Origin of the sequence: Paenibacillus sp. D2_2, from assembly GCF_031199965.1 — a bacterium.
GTDB lineage: Bacteria > Bacillota > Bacilli > Paenibacillales > Paenibacillaceae > Fontibacillus.
This window is the reverse complement of record NZ_CP133605.1, coordinates 5,010,432-5,026,523: the sequence shown is the minus strand read 5'-3', so window position 1 is coordinate 5,026,523 and position 16,092 is coordinate 5,010,432. Positions and strand designations below refer to the sequence as shown.

The window sequence follows — 16,092 nt, the reverse complement described above, 5'->3', positions numbered from 1 at the left end:
AGAATGCTCTTTATGTCTTTAGTTTACTGAAATGTCAAGTATTTTTTACGAAGACAATGCATAAAACCGCATAGTTCTACGTATATTATGTACATTTTGGGTAAATCTACTGATACGGAGCCATTAGGACAGTGATGACACAGATAATGATGCTCTTTTTTCGAAAGTGTTCGATAAGGGCTTTTCTTTATTTGTGGAAGAATCCGTTATGAACCTATTATAAGGGTACAAACACGGGTTCGCAATGATTTTTAAAGTGAGTAGACATAAGGGGTGAGTATAAGTTGGCAGGACATCTTGTTCAATATGGTCGACGCACTCGGCGGAGTTATGCACGAATTAACGAGGTACTCGAAGTTCCAAACCTGATTGAAATCCAACAGAAATCCTATGAGTGGTTCCTTGAAGAGGGCCTACGGGAAATGTTCCAGGACATCTCTCCAATCCAGGATTTCACGGGTAATTTGGTGCTGGAATTTATCGATTATAGTCTCGGCGAACCGAAGTATACGGTAGATGATTCAAAGGAACGCGATGTAACGTATGCGGCTCCGCTTCGGGTCAAAGTCCGGCTCATTAATAAGGAAACGGGCGAAGTCAAAGAGCAGGAAGTATTCATGGGAGATTTCCCGCTGATGACGGAAACCGGTACGTTCATTATTAATGGTGCGGAACGGGTAATTGTCAGCCAGTTGGTTCGCTCTCCTAGCGTCTATTTCAGTACTAAAGTAGATAAGAACGGCAAAAAAGCATACACTGCTACCGTAATCCCGAACCGCGGCGCATGGCTGGAGCTGGAGACGGACGCGAAGGACATCGTCTATGTCCGGATTGACCGTACTCGTAAAATTCCAGTAACCGTACTGCTTCGTGCTCTTGGCTTTGGTACGGACGCCGAGATTCTCGATTTGCTCGGTAATGATGAATATATCCGCAACACACTCGACAAGGATAACACCGACTCTACGGAGAAGGCCTTGATCGAGATTTACGAGCGTCTTCGTCCGGGTGAACCGCCTACGCTAGACAATGCGAAGAGCTTGCTAGTGGCGCGTTTCTTCGATCCGAAGCGTTATGATCTGGCCAATGTGGGCCGTTACAAAATCAATAAAAAGCTGCATATCAAGAACCGTCTGTTCAATCAGCGTCTTGCTGAGACTTTAATTGATACGACGACAGGTGAGATTATTGCTGAAGCGGGTCAAATGGTAGATCGCCGCTTGCTTGATGAAATTCTCACCTATCTGGAGAACGGTGTTGGTTTCAAGGATTATCATGTAGCTAATGGCGTTCTTGATGCAGATGATGTTCCTCTGCAAGTGGTTGATATATTCTCTCCGATCGAAGATGGTAAGGTTGTCAAAGTTATTGCCAACCGTAATATCGATAAATCGGTGAAGAACATTACTCCGGCTGATATTATCTCATCGATCAGTTACTTCTTGAACCTGCTTCATGGTGTCGGCAGTACCGATGATATTGACCATCTCGGCAACCGCAGACTTCGTTCGGTAGGTGAATTGCTGCAGAACCAGTTCCGTATCGGTTTGTCCCGGATGGAACGCGTTGTGCGTGAGAGAATGTCGATTCAAGATGCGAACTTGATCACGCCGCAGGCGTTGATTAATATTCGTCCAGTGATCGCTTCAATTAAGGAGTTCTTCGGAAGCTCCCAGTTGTCGCAATTTATGGATCAGACGAACCCGCTTGCAGAACTGACGCATAAACGTCGTCTGTCAGCACTCGGTCCAGGCGGTTTGACACGGGAACGTGCGGGCATGGAAGTGCGTGACGTTCACCACTCTCACTATGGCCGGATGTGTCCAATCGAGACTCCGGAAGGTCCGAACATTGGTCTGATCAACTCCTTGTCTACCTTCGCCCGTATTAACGAGTACGGCTTCATCGAAGCTCCGTATCGTTGGGTTGATCCGAAGACGGGAGAAGTTACGGAACAAATCTCTTATCTGACAGCAGATGAAGAAGATAACTATGTCATTGCTCAGGCGAACGCCGAGCTTACGGAAGATAACAGATTCAAAGATAAGAATGTTATCGTACGTTACAATAAGCAATCCGATAACATCTTGACGATGTCAAGTGACCGGGTTGACTATATGGACATCTCTCCAAAACAGGTTGTATCCGTCGCTACGGCGCTGATCCCGTTCTTGGAGAATGATGACTCGAACCGTGCGCTGATGGGTTCGAACATGCAGCGGCAGGCCGTTCCGCTTCTGATTCCTAAGGCACCGCTTGTTGGTACAGGAATGGAGCACAAATCGGCGAAAGACTCCGGTGTATGTATCGTGTCCAAATACGACGGAATTATCGAACGCTCAGCAGCGAATGAAATCTGGCTGCGCCGCGTTGAGATGGTGGATGGCAAGGAAGTCAAAGGCGACCTTGTTAAACATAAATTACACAAGTTTATGCGCTCGAACCAAGGAACATGCATCAATCAACGTCCGATTGTGAAGCATGGCGATGTTGTCAAGAAAGGCGATATCCTTGCTGACGGTCCTTCGACGGAGATGGGTGAATTGGCACTTGGACGCAACGTAGTCGTAGCCTTCATGACGTGGGAAGGTTACAACTATGAGGATGCGATCCTCCTTAGCGAGAAGCTCGTGAAAGAGGATGTCTACACTTCGATTCATATTGAAGAGTATGAGTCCGAAGCTCGTGATACGAAGCTGGGACCAGAAGAGATTACGCGTGACATTCCGAACGTCGGTGAAGAAGCACTCCGCAATTTGGATGAGCGTGGTATTATCCGCGTGGGTGCTGAAATCGGCGCTGGCGATATCCTCGTTGGTAAGGTTACTCCGAAGGGTGTAACAGAATTGACTGCGGAAGAGCGTTTGCTCCATGCAATCTTTGGCGAGAAGGCTCGCGAAGTTCGCGATACTTCGCTTCGTGTACCTCACGGTACCGATGGTATCGTCGTAGACGTGAAAGTATTTACTCGTGAGAACGGCGATGAGCTTCCACCAGGAGTGAATCAACTCGTTCGTGTATATATTGCCCAGAAACGTAAAATTTCCGAGGGCGACAAGATGGCAGGACGCCATGGTAATAAAGGTGTCGTAGCCCGTATTTTGCCAGAAGAAGATATGCCGTTCATGCCGGACGGTACGCCTGTACAGGTCGTACTTAACCCACTCGGTGTTCCATCACGGATGAACATTGGTCAGGTGCTTGAAGTGCATCTGGGTATGGCTGCTCTTCAACTCGGTATTCACGTTGCTACTCCTGTATTCGACGGCGCTAATGAGTATGATGTCTTCGATACGATGGAAGAAGCGGGAATGCAGCGCAATGGTAAGACGATCTTGTATGACGGACGTACGGGTGAGGAATTCGAACGTGAAGTTACCGTTGGTGTCATGCACATGATCAAACTGGCGCACATGGTTGACGATAAAATCCATGCCCGTTCTACAGGTCCTTACTCACTCGTTACGCAGCAGCCACTTGGCGGTAAAGCTCAGTTCGGTGGACAACGCTTCGGTGAGATGGAAGTATGGGCGCTGGAAGCCTACGGCGCAGCTTACACATTGCAGGAGATTCTGACTGTCAAGTCCGATGACGTGGTTGGTCGGGTGAAAACCTACGAATCCATTGTCAAAGGCGAGAATGTGCCGGAACCTGGTGTACCAGAATCGTTCAAAGTCTTGATCAAGGAGCTTCAAAGCTTGGGTATGGACGTTAAGATCCTGTCCGGAGATGAGCAAGAGATCGAGATGAAGGAACTTGATGATGAAGATGATGCAGCAGGGGATAAACTGAGCCTTAACCTTGAAGGCGCTGAAGTCGGAGTAGAATAAAGTTTTTGGCGGCTTGCCGTCAAATGGTGATAAACCTTGTTAAGGAGGGATGCTCCTTGTTGGATGTCAACAACTTCGAGTATATGAAAATCGGGCTTGCTTCCCCAGAGAAAATTCGTTCTTGGTCCCGCGGTGAAGTTAAAAAACCTGAAACAATTAACTATCGGACATTGAAACCGGAGAAGGAAGGGCTCTTCTGCGAGAAGATCTTCGGCCCAACCAAGGACTGGGAATGTCATTGCGGTAAATATAAAAGAGTTCGTTACAAAGGCGTTGTCTGCGATCGCTGCGGCGTTGAAGTAACGAGAGCAAAGGTTCGTCGCGAGCGGATGGGCCATATTGAACTGGCCGCTCCGGTGTCCCATATTTGGTATTTCAAAGGGATTCCAAGCCGTATGGGCTTGGCACTCGATATGTCGCCACGCTCTCTCGAAGAGATCATTTATTTTGCATCCTATGTTGTTACCGATCCAGGGAAACTCCGCTGGAGAGGAAACAACTGTTGTCCGAGAAAGAATATCGTAGCTATCGTGAGAAATATGGCTACGGATTCCAAGCTGGCATGGGTGCCGAAGCGGTTAAAGAATTGCTTCAGGATCTCGATATAGATAAGGAAATGGACTTCCTAAAAGAAGAACTACGTACAGCTCAAGGGCAACGTCGTAACCGGGCGATCAAACGCCTTGAGGTTATTGAAGCATTCCGTAACTCCGGTAACAATCCGGAGTGGATGATTCTTGATGTGCTTCCGGTCATTCCACCGGAGCTTCGCCCAATGGTTCAGCTCGATGGTGGCCGCTTTGCTACATCGGACTTGAACGATCTGTACCGCCGTGTTATTAACCGTAACAACCGTCTGAAGCGTCTGCTTGATCTTGGCGCTCCTGATATCATTGTTCAGAACGAGAAACGTATGCTGCAAGAAGCGGTTGACGCTTTGATCGACAACGGCCGCCGTGGCCGTCCTGTAACCGGACCGGGTAACCGTCCGTTGAAATCTTTGAGCCACATGCTTAAAGGTAAACAGGGTCGTTTCCGTCAGAACCTGCTCGGTAAACGGGTTGACTATTCCGGTCGTTCCGTTATCGTCGTGGGACCTTATCTGAAGATGTATCAGTGTGGTCTGCCGAAGGAAATGGCGCTTGAGCTGTTCAAGCCATTCGTCATGAAAGAGCTAGTTAACAAAGGCCTGGCTCATAATATTAAGAGTGCAAAACGTAAAGTAGAACGCGTTAGCCCAGAAGTATGGGATGTACTCGAAGAGGTTATCAAGGAACATCCAGTTCTGCTTAACCGTGCTCCTACGCTTCACCGTCTTGGTATTCAAGCTTTTGAACCGATCCTCGTTGAAGGACGTGCCATTCGTCTTCATCCGCTCGTATGTACGGCTTACAATGCCGACTTCGACGGTGACCAAATGGCCGTACACGTTCCGTTGTCTGCAGAAGCACAAGCGGAAGCACGCCTTCTGATGCTTGCATCGGGCAATATTTTGAACCCGAAAGACGGTAAGCCAGTTGTCACACCTTCTCAGGATATGGTCCTTGGTTCTTACTATCTGACTGTGGATAACAAGGAAGCAAAAGGCACAGGTATGCTCCTGGCTTCTGTAAATGAGGCGGTTTCGGCATATCAACGTGGCACGGCATCTCTACACGCTCGTGTAGCGATTCCTGCCAGAGCGCTGAACAAAACTTCATTTACTGAAGAACAGCAAAATGCATTGTTGGTTACGACGGTAGGTAAGATTATCTTCAACGAAATCTTCCCGGCCAGCTTCCCGTACATTAACGAAGCAACTCGTACCAATCTGCTCGAAGGAACTCCGGATCATTACTTCATTCATGAGAAAGGCGCAAATGTTCAAGAGCGCATCATGAACGAGAAGTTGATGAGCGGGGTAGGCAAGGAATATCTGGGTGAAATTATCGGTCGTTGCTTTGAGATCTATCAAACGACGGAAACCTCGGTTATTCTCGACAGAATCAAACAACCGGCTTTACGTATTCGACGCGTGCGGGTGTTAGTATTGCGGTTTCCGACGTTATCGTACCTGATGCGAAACAAGACATCATGCGTGAGTCTGATGATAAAGTACAAGTTATTACAAATCAATATCGCCGCGGCTTGATTACCGATGAAGAACGGTATGACCGCGTTATCGATATCTGGTCGAAGGCGAAAGATCAAATTACCGATGTCCTGATGAAATCCATGGATCGCTTCAACTCGATTATGCTCATGGTTGATTCTAAGGCGCGGGGTAATAAATCACAGATCACCCAGTTGGGTGGTATGCGGGGTCTGATGGCTACGCCATCCGGCCGAATTTACGAACTACCAATCAAAGCGAACTTCCGTGAAGGCCTTACAGTCTTGGAGTACTTCATCTCCACTCACGGTGCGCGTAAAGGTCTGGCCGATACCGCACTTCGTACTGCTGACTCAGGTTACCTGACTCGTCGTCTTGTCGACGTGGCACAGGATGTAATCGTTCGTGAGGATGATTGCGGAACTGACAAAGGTATCGTGGTTAGCCAAATTGAAGACGGTAAGGAAATCATCGAGAACCTGTATGACCGAATCGAAGGACGTTACTCCTTCGAGACGATCAAGCATCCGAAGACCGGTGAGATTATCGTTCACCGCAATGAGCTAATCGATAGCGATAAAGCGAATGCGATCGTGAATGCAGATGTTAAGAAGCTACAAATCCGTTCGGTACTAAGCTGTCGTGCTCGTCATGGTGTATGTAAGAAGTGCTATGGACGGAACCTGGCTACTGGTAAGCATGTTGAGATTGGTGAAGCGGTTGGTATTATCGCTGCTCAATCCATCGGTGAACCAGGGACCCAGCTTACAATGCGTACGTTCCATACCGGCGGTGTTGCCGGTGACGATATTACGCAAGGTTTGCCGCGTATTCAGGAGCTGTTCGAAGCACGGAATCCGAAAGGGCAAGCTACAATTAGTGAGATCGACGGTGTCGTGAAAGAGGTTCGCGAAGCCAAGGATCGTCGTGAAATCGAAGTTGAGGGCGAAGCAGAAACTAAGGTATACTCGGTAACTTATGGCTCCCGTCTGCGCGTTAGCGAAGGTGAGCATATCGAGGCCGGGGATGAACTGACCGATGGTTCAATCGACCCGAAAGAGATTCTGCGTATCAAAGGTATTCGTGGCGTACAGAACTACATTCTGCAGGAAGTACAACGCGTATATCGTAACCAGGGCGTAGAAATTAACGACAAACACATTGAAGTTATGGTTAGACAGATGCTCCGCAAGATCCGTATTGTCGATTCCGGCGATACCACGCTCTTACCAGGTTCATTTGTCGACATGCATGAATATGAGAGAGCCAACAAAGAAGCGATTCTTTCTGGTCAAGAGCCTGCCGTGGCCAAACCAGTATTGCTGGGTATCACCAAGGCATCGCTTGAGACAGATTCCTTCTTGTCGGCAGCATCCTTCCAGGAAACAACTCGTGTTCTCACTGATGCGGCAATCAAAGGCAAAGTGGATAAACTGCTCGGCCTGAAAGAGAATGTCATCATCGGTAAGCTGATTCCGGCAGGTACTGGTATGAACCAGTATCGCAGTATTCAATTCGATGAGCCGGAAGGCAACGAGGCGACTGAGGAGAATCTGGAGACAGTAACTGTAGAGTAACTAGCTCAACATGCGTGATCCGGGCGGAATTGTACCGTCCGGATCACGATTTATGTTCAAGCAAGCGGGTTGATCACCAGCGTTCTTAAAGACCGCAGTCCGGTAGAACAAAAGATTGATAGAAATTGCTTGACATCGCCTAATGAGAATGCTAATATATCGTAGTGCGTGAGTACGGAATTCCCTGTGCTTTGGAGGACGATGATATGTCTTATGATAAAGATTTACAGGATGCTCATGTTAAGATCGGCACCAAGCAAACGATACGTATCGTCGAGCTTGGACGAGCCGAAGAAGTATATGTAGCTGAAGATGCAGATCCACGTTTGAAATCGAAGATCATCGCATTGTGCAATCAATATGCAGTCAAGGTCACTTTGGTGGACACGATGCTTAATCTCGGCAAAGCTTGCGGATTGAAATTGGTGCAGCGATGGCTGCGGTTGTAAAACCATAGTTTGATAGGAATGTTTTTGCTGTAAGGTTCCTTACTGGCAAAAACTTTTCATTTGTTCTTTTATGAACCGCCTGGGTCTGTGGGCTTAACAAATGGGTTTGTAAAGAATGTTAAAGAATCGAGGAAGGGGGTGGCAACAACATGCCAACAATTAACCAATTAGTCCGTAAAGGACGTCAAGACAAGGTGTACAAATCTAAATCGCCAGCATTGCAAAGAGGTTATAACGCTCTTAAACGTGAAGCTACCGATCTTAGTTCCCCACAAAAACGTGGTGTTTGTACTCGTGTAGGTACGATGACTCCTAAGAAACCGAACTCCGCACTTCGTAAATATGCCCGTGTTCGTTTGACGAACCGTGTTGAGGTGACGGCTTACATTCCAGGGATCGGTCACAACCTGCAAGAGCACAGCGTTGTTTTGATTCGTGGAGGCCGGGTAAAAGACCTTCCGGGGGTACGTTATCACATCGTGCGCGGTGCGCTTGATACCGCTGGTGTTAACAACCGGATGCAAGCTCGTTCCAAGTATGGTGCTAAACGTCCAAAAGCTAAGAAATAATATTTTCGAAAATAGGTTTGGACTAATAATGAAAGGGGGATAACTATGCCACGCAAAGGTCCAGTTACAAAAAGAGACGTATTGCCGGATCCGGTGTATAACAGCAAACTTGTTACTCGCCTGATCAACCGCATTATGATCGATGGTAAGCGCGGCGTTGCACAAAGCATTCTGTATAATGCGTTCAACATCATTCAAGAACGTACGGGCAATGACCCAATGGAAGTGTTTGAAGCAGCGCTTAAAAATATCATGCCAGTCTTGGAAGTTAAAGCTCGCCGTGTAGGTGGTGCTAACTATCAAGTACCGATCGAAGTTAAACCGGAAAGACGTACTTCCTTAGGATTACGTTGGCTCGTAAACTACTCCCGCAACCGCGGCGAGAAGACTATGGAAGAGCGTTTGGCTGCAGAGATCATCGATGCATCCAACAACACTGGTGCTTCCGTTAAGAAACGTGAAGACACTCACAAAATGGCTGAAGCGAACAAAGCGTTCGCACACTATCGTTGGTAGGATTCAGCAACTAATAATAAACCTCTATTTTGAAGGGAGAAAATCGCATGACAAGAGAGTTCTCCTTGAAAAATACACGTAATATCGGGATCATGGCGCATATTGACGCCGGTAAAACGACCACGACGGAACGTATCTTGTTCTACACAGGTATCACGCACAAAATCGGTGAAGTTCACGAGGGTGCTGCGACGATGGACTGGATGGAGCAAGAGCAAGAGCGCGGGATCACAATTACGTCCGCCGCTACAACCGCTCAATGGAAGGGCCATCGCGTCAATATCATCGATACCCCGGGACACGTTGACTTCACAGTAGAAGTCGAACGTTCCCTTCGTGTATTGGACGGGGCAGTAGGCGTGTTCAGTGCGAAGGAAGGCGTAGAGCCTCAGTCTGAAACCGTATGGAGACAGGCTGACAAATACAGCGTTCCTCGTATCGCTTATGTCAACAAAATGGATATTATTGGCGCCGACTATCTTAACGTAGTTAACGATATGCGCGAGCGTCTCCAAGCTAATGCAGTAGCTATTCAGCTTCCTATCGGTGCTGAGAGTGATTTTGTCGGTATTATCGACATCGTGACTCAAAAGGCTTACATGTACAAAGATGACTTGGGCCAAAACATCGAAGAAACTGAAATTCCTGCAGAATATGCAGCGAAGGTTGAAGAGCTTCGTGCTGAGTTGGTTGAGAAGGTTGCAGAACTAGATGAAGAATTGACTATGAAATACCTTGAAGGTGAAGAAATCACTGTTGAAGAACTGAAAGCAGCTCTTCGTAAAGGTGTAGTAGAAGTTAAGATCTTCCCAGTAGTTTGCGGATCTCTTACCGTAACAAAGGTATCCAGCTCGTACTGGATGCAGTTGTTGATTACTTGCCGGCTCCAACTGACGTACCAAGCATCCAAGGTCACTTGGACGATGGTAGCGAAGTAGAACGTCATTCTTCTGACGAAGAACCGTTCGCAGCGCTTGCATTTAAAATCATGACTGACCCTTACGTTGGTAAGCTTACGTTCTTCCGTGTATACTCCGGTGTTTTGCAATCCGGTTCGTATGTACTGAATGCAACGAAGAACAAACGTGAGCGTATCGGTCGTATCCTGCAAATGCATGCTAACAGCCGTAAAGAAATCACTGAAGTTTACGCTGGTGATATCGCAGCAGCTGTTGGTTTGAAAGATACTGGAACAGGTGATACACTGTGTGATGAGAAGAACCCAGTTATTCTCGAATCCATGAACTTCCCTGATCCGGTTATCGAAATTGCAGTAGAACCTAAGACTAAAGCTGACCAAGACAAAATGAGTGTAGCCCTTGGTAAATTGACTGAGGAAGACCCTACACTTCGCGCACATACAGATGAAGAAACTGGTCAAACGATTTTGGCTGGTATGGGTGAACTTCACCTTGATATCATCATCGACCGTATGCGCCGCGAGTTCAAGGTAGACACCAATGTGGGTAAACCACAGGTTGCTTACCGTGAAACATTTAAGGTTCCTGCTCGCGTTGAAGGTAAATTCGTACGTCAATCCGGTGGTCGTGGTCAATACGGTCACGTATGGGTTGAATTCGAACCGCTCGAACCAGGTACAGGTAACACATTCGATAGCAAAGTTGTCGGTGGTTCAGTACCAAGAGAGTATATCGGACCTGCTCAACAGGGTATCGAAGAAGCAATGAAGAACGGTGTTCTTGCTGGTTTCCCACTCGTGGACGTGAAAGCTACTATCGTAGACGGTTCCTACCACGATGTCGACTCCAGTGAAATGGCGTTTAAGATCGCTGGTTCCATGGCGCTTAAAGCTGCTAAGGAAAAAGCACAACCGATTCTGCTTGAGCCAATCATGAAGGTTGAAGTAACTGTTCCGGAAGAGTACATGGGTGATGTTATGGGTATGCTGAACTCACGTCGTGGCCGTATCGAAGGTATGGACTCCCGTGGCGGCGCTCAAATCATTCGCGCGAAAGTGCCTCTTTCCGAAATGTTCGGTTACTCCACAACTCTACGTTCCGGTACGCAAGGACGCGGTGTGTTCTCGATGGAATTGTCTCACTATGAAGAAGTTCCTCGTAGCATCTCCGAAGAGATCGTAACGAAGCATAAAGGTTCTGCAGAGTAATCTTCTGTATTTACTAGCCGGGAGTAGATGACCTGAGTTAAGGATTTGCTCCCAGGTTAGTCCAACATATTAATCTCATTTTTAAGGAGGAAATGTTTAAAATGGCAAAGGCTAAATACGAACGTACAAAACCGCATGTTAACATCGGTACAATTGGTCACGTTGACCATGGTAAAACTACGCTGACTGCAGCAATCACTACTGTATTGTCCAAAACTTATGGCGGTGCTGCAATGTCATTTGATCAAATTGATAAGGCTCCAGAAGAGCGCGAGCGCGGTATCACGATCTCCACTTCCCACGTGGAATATGAGACTCCTAACCGTCACTATGCTCACGTTGACTGCCCAGGGCACGCCGACTATGTTAAAAACATGATCACTGGTGCTGCACAAATGGACGGAGCGATCCTGGTTGTATCCGCAGCTGACGGCCCAATGCCACAAACTCGCGAGCACATCCTGTTGTCCCGTAACGTAGGCGTTCCTTACATCGTTGTATTCTTGAACAAATGCGACATGGTTGAAGATGAAGAGCTTCTTGAATTGGTTGAAATGGAAGTTCGTGACTTGCTGAACGAATACGATTTCCCTGGCGATGATACTCCAATCATCCAAGGTTCCGCTCGTGAAGCTCTTATGAACCCAGATGGCGATTGGGCTAAGAAAATCGTTGAGATGTTCGAAATCATCGACGAGTATATCCCTCTTCCAGAGCGTCCAGTTGACAAACCATTCCTTATGCCTGTCGAGGACGTATTCTCCATCACTGGCCGCGGTACAGTTGCTACAGGCCGTGTAGAGCGTGGTACTGTTAAAGTCGGCGATGAAATCGAAATCGTTGGTATCAAAGAAGAAACTAAGAAATCCGTCGTAACTGGCGTAGAAATGTTCCGTAAATTGCTTGATTCCGCTGAAGCAGGCGACAACATCGGTGCATTGCTCCGTGGTGTTGACCGTGCACAAATCGAACGCGGTCAAGTATTGGCAAAGCCAGCTTCCGTTAATCCGCATACTGAGTTCTCCGCTCAAGTATACGTATTGACTAAAGAAGAAGGCGGACGTCATAAGCCTTTCTTCACTGGCTACCGTCCACAATTCTATTTCCGTACAACTGACGTAACAGGTGTTATCAACCTGCCAGAAGGTACTGAAATGGTTATGCCTGGCGACAACATCGAAGTTTCCGTATCCCTGATCAACCCAATCGCGATTGAAGAAGGAACTCGCTTCTCCATCCGTGAAGGTGGACGTACAGTTGGATCCGGCGCTGTTGTATCCATCAGCAAATAATTAAAGCTTATGCTTCTTGAAGACTCGTTCCATAAGGAACGAGTCTTTTTGCATTTAAGACATAGAAGGAATGAATATTGTTGTATTTTGTCGAAATGTGTATTTTTTTGACTTTACAGGTTGAGATATCACCGTTATAATGCCCTCAAGGCTCAAGTACATTAATCATGAATCTGGGGGTTATTATAGTTATGAAATGCCCTTTTTCTCATTTAAAGCGTCCACTCTTAGCACAGCATAAGGCTTCATCCACGGATGATTATATAAGTTCACCAGTGGAGAAATATGATGGGCAAACCTATGCCATTAAAGATGGAGATGAGGTCAACGCGCAACTGAAGATGATCCACTTCACTGATACAGATCTGAAGACCTTGCAGCAAATGCGGCCGATTATAGCGAATCATATGGAAAGCATTGTCGATTCTTTCTATCAGTCGGTACTTGATGTAGATAAGCTGAAAGGGATAATACAGCAGCATAGTACGATAGAACGTCTAAAGAAGACGCTTGAAGAGCATTTGCTTGAAATGTTCAATGGGGAGATTGGGTTGGAATTCATTATGAAACGATTGGCGATCGCGAAAGTACATAAACGGGTTGGTTTGGAACCAAAGTGGTATCTATCCGCCTTTCAAAATTTACAGAACGCCGTAATCGAGGTCATTTGCCAGCAGGTTCAGGACGGAAAGCAAATGTTACAGATGATTACTACAACGACTAAATTGCTTAATTTTGAACAGCAATTAGTACTTGAAGCTTATGAGAAAGAAAATATTCGCGAGAAAGAAGCTCAGTATGAACAAGTCAAACAGGAACTCCAGCGAAAGATCACTTTATTTAGTGAAGAGCTGCAAATAAAGAGTAAGGATACAAGGCTATCCGTAGACAACCTCATTACTGATGCGGATGGCGTAAATAAGGCGGTTCATCGGTTGGCTGATTTTGCAGTATCGTCTAGGGGCTTGGCTGAACAAGGCAGGGAGAGTCTTCAGGAATTGCAGAACCGAATCGATTACATTTTTGAGAATATGCATGCGATGGAGGAGACGGTACTGCATCTGAGCAACTTCTCGAAGCAAATCGAGCAAGTGGCACAATCGGTCGAGAACATCGCTGGTCAGATCCATCTGCTCTCACTTAATGCGGCGATTGAGGCGGCCAGAGCAGGAGAGCATGGACTTGGATTTACTGTAGTAGCCCAAGAGGTCCGGAAGCTATCAGAAGATGCAAGGCTGACTGTCGCTCAAATCAAGGACAAGCTTAAGCAATCCTCGAGTCTGACAACAGAAGTAATCCAGGCTGTTGGTGGGGCACAGCGGGTAGCCGGACAAGGGAGAGAGTATTCACAATCTAGCAGAGATGTGTTTCTTCATATTATAGAATCCGTGCAGCGTAGTTCGGATGAGATAGTAACCGTAGAAGCTCAAATCAAAAATCTCGTTTATATAATAGAAGGAATCGGTTCGGATATGTCTCAGGTTGCCAGCTCTGCAGAGCAGCTGAATGCGGCGTCTTCAGAATTATAGAATAAATATTAATAATTTGCTTGCAATGAGCACAGCTTTTCTATATAATAATGAATGTTGTTCTGTGACGTTGCGATGAAGTGGGAGGTTACTGACACACCCGGCCCCTTTGCCATGGGTTGGCAGTTAGAAAATTTCCATGGAGTATGTCCGATCTCAAATTGGGCGATAAAAGGAGGGAATAAAATGGCAAAGCAAAAAATTCGTATTCGTTTGAAAGCTTACGACCACAGAATTCTTGATCAATCCGCAGAGAAAATCGTTGAAACGGCAAAACGTTCGGGTGCTGGCGTATCTGGACCAATTCCGCTTCCGACTGAGAAGCAAGTGATTACTATTCTCCGTGCGGTACACAAGTACAAGGATTCCCGGGAACAATTCGAACAGCGTACTCATAAGCGTTTGATCGATATTGTTAATCCGACTCCACAAACTGTGGATGCCTTGATGCGCTTGGACCTGCCGTCCGGTGTAGATATCGAAATTAAATTGTAATATCCATCATTGAATGGAAACGAAAGAGGAAAAGAGGTGTCAACATGAAAGGTATCTTAGGGAAAAAACTCGGAATGACTCAAGTATTTACACCAGAAGGTAATGTCATTCCTGTAACAGTTATCGAAGCAAGTTCTAACGTAGTTCTGCAAAAGAAAGACGTTGAGAACGATGGCTATGAAGCGATCCAACTTGGTTACTCTGATAAGAAAGAAAGCAGAATAACTAAGCCAGAAGCTGGTCATGCGAAAAAGGCAAATACAACGCCTAAGCGCTACGTTCGCGAAATTCGCGGTGTTGACTTGGCAGGATATGAAGTTGGCCAAGAGGTCAAAGTTGATGTTTTTGCTGAGGGCGAATTTGTTGACGTAACAGGTATTTCGAAGGGTAAAGGTTTCCAAGGTAACATCAAACGTTGGGGACAAAGTCGCGGTCCTATGGCTCACGGCTCCCGTTACCATCGTAGACCTGGTTCCATGGGTTCTATCCAAGCGAACCGCGTTCCTAAAGGCAAACGTCTTCCAGGACATATGGGTAGTGTAACAAAAACGATCCAAAACCTTGAAGTTATTAAGGTTGATGCAGAACGTAATGTGCTGCTCGTTAAAGGTTCGATCCCAGGTCCTAAAAATAGCTTCGTTAAAGTAAGAGAAACGAACAGAAAATAATCGACTAAAGAAAGGAGGAACAAAAAATGCCAAAAGTAGCACTTTTTAATGTTAGCGGTAGCCAAGTTGGTGAAGTAGAATTGAATGATGCAGTATTCGGTATCGAGCCGAACACTCATGTGCTTCATGAAGCTGTTGTTATGCAACGCGCTTCCCTTCGCTTTGGTAACCATAAAGTAAAAGGACGCTCCGAAGTTCGCGGCGGCGGTCGTAAACCTTGGAAGCAAAAAGGAACAGGACGTGCCCGTCAAGGTTCGATCCGTTCTCCGCAATGGGTTGGTGGCGGTATCGTATTTGGACCAACACCACGTAGCTATGCTTACAAATTGCCGAAGAAAGTTCGTCGTCTGGCGATCAAATCGGCTTTGTCTGCAAAAGTAATCGATCAGGACATTATCGTACTTGATGCACTCAGCTTGAATGCACCTAAAACTAAAGAATTTGCTGCAATCTTGAACAACCTGAAGGTTGATCGCAAGGCGCTTGTTGTAGCTCCTAGCTATGACGACAATGTAGCACTTTCCGCTCGTAATATTCCTGGTGTTAAATTCGTAGCAGCTGACGGCATTAATGTTCTTGACGTGCTTTCGCACGACAAACTGATCATTACGAAGGAAGCAGTTCAGAAGGTAGAGGAGGTGCTCGCGTAATGAAGGATCCTCGTGATATTATTAAGCGTCCGGTAATCACAGAACGTACTGCTGATTACATGAACGAGCTTAAATATGTATTCGAAGTTGACATTCGTGCTAACAAGACCGAAATTAAAAAAGCGGTTGAAGAGATCTTCAAAGTTAAAGTGAGCAATGTGAATACTCTGCGTGTTCCTGGCAAGCCAAAACGTTATGGACGTCATTTCGGCTATACTCCGGAGTGGAAGAAAGCGTTCGTGACTTTGACTTCGGACAGCAAACCGCTTGAATTCTTTGAATCGGTATAAAATTGTC

General features: G+C 46.5%; 9 protein-coding genes and 3 pseudogenes. All 12 read left to right on the top strand.

Translation table 11 applies throughout. The features are described from left to right. The first annotated feature begins 284 nt into the window (after positions 1–284). The 12 genes and pseudogenes from rpoB to rplW all read left to right on the top strand — a co-directional run bounded on the left by rpoB (position 285) and on the right by rplW (position 16,085). Entirely contained in the window at positions 285–3,830 is a 3,546-nt protein-coding gene (gene rpoB, locus RE628_RS25850; RefSeq protein WP_309156166.1) for a DNA-directed RNA polymerase subunit beta, read from the top strand. Between the two features lie 56 nt (positions 3,831–3,886). Beyond that, positions 3,887–7,499: pseudogene (gene rpoC, locus RE628_RS25845) on the top strand (DNA-directed RNA polymerase subunit beta'). A gap of 206 nt (positions 7,500–7,705) precedes the next feature. Next, positions 7,706–7,956, top strand: a pseudogene (locus RE628_RS25840) (ribosomal L7Ae/L30e/S12e/Gadd45 family protein). Positions 7,957–8,097: 141 nt separating this feature from the next. After that, positions 8,098–8,517, top strand: coding sequence for a 30S ribosomal protein S12 (rpsL, locus tag RE628_RS25835; protein WP_068779097.1), 420 nt, complete (start codon positions 8,098–8,100; stop codon positions 8,515–8,517). Positions 8,518–8,562: 45 nt separating this feature from the next. After that, complete coding sequence (rpsG, locus tag RE628_RS25830; protein ID WP_309156164.1) at positions 8,563–9,033, top strand: 30S ribosomal protein S7; 471 nt, start codon at positions 8,563–8,565, stop codon at positions 9,031–9,033. A 47-nt stretch (positions 9,034–9,080) separates the two neighbouring features. Beyond that, positions 9,081–11,161 (top strand): annotated as a pseudogene (gene fusA / locus RE628_RS25825) (elongation factor G). Positions 11,162–11,262: 101 nt separating this feature from the next. After that, positions 11,263–12,453, top strand: coding sequence for an elongation factor Tu (gene tuf, locus RE628_RS25820; protein ID WP_309156162.1), 1,191 nt, complete (start codon positions 11,263–11,265; stop codon positions 12,451–12,453). 191 nt (positions 12,454–12,644) lie between these two features. Beyond that, positions 12,645–13,982: a globin-coupled sensor protein gene (locus RE628_RS25815; protein WP_309156160.1), complete on the top strand. Its 1,338-nt coding sequence runs from the start codon at positions 12,645–12,647 to the stop codon at positions 13,980–13,982. 186 nt (positions 13,983–14,168) lie between these two features. After that, positions 14,169–14,477: a 30S ribosomal protein S10 gene (gene rpsJ / locus RE628_RS25810; protein ID WP_009226637.1), complete on the top strand. Its 309-nt coding sequence runs from the start codon at positions 14,169–14,171 to the stop codon at positions 14,475–14,477. Positions 14,478–14,521: 44 nt separating this feature from the next. Continuing rightward, positions 14,522–15,145 carry a 50S ribosomal protein L3 gene (gene rplC / locus RE628_RS25805; RefSeq protein ID WP_309156151.1) on the top strand — a complete coding sequence of 208 codons (624 nt, stop codon included), beginning with the start codon at positions 14,522–14,524 and terminating at the stop codon, positions 15,143–15,145. A 26-nt stretch (positions 15,146–15,171) separates the two neighbouring features. Next, positions 15,172–15,795 (top strand): 50S ribosomal protein L4, encoded by a 624-nt coding sequence (gene rplD, locus RE628_RS25800; RefSeq protein WP_309156149.1) that lies wholly within the window; start codon positions 15,172–15,174, stop codon positions 15,793–15,795. Next, entirely contained in the window at positions 15,795–16,085 is a 291-nt protein-coding gene (rplW, locus tag RE628_RS25795) for a 50S ribosomal protein L23 (protein WP_309156147.1), read from the top strand. Before rplD ends, rplW begins: the two co-directional genes overlap by 1 nt. Positions 16,086–16,092 lie beyond the last annotated feature (7 nt).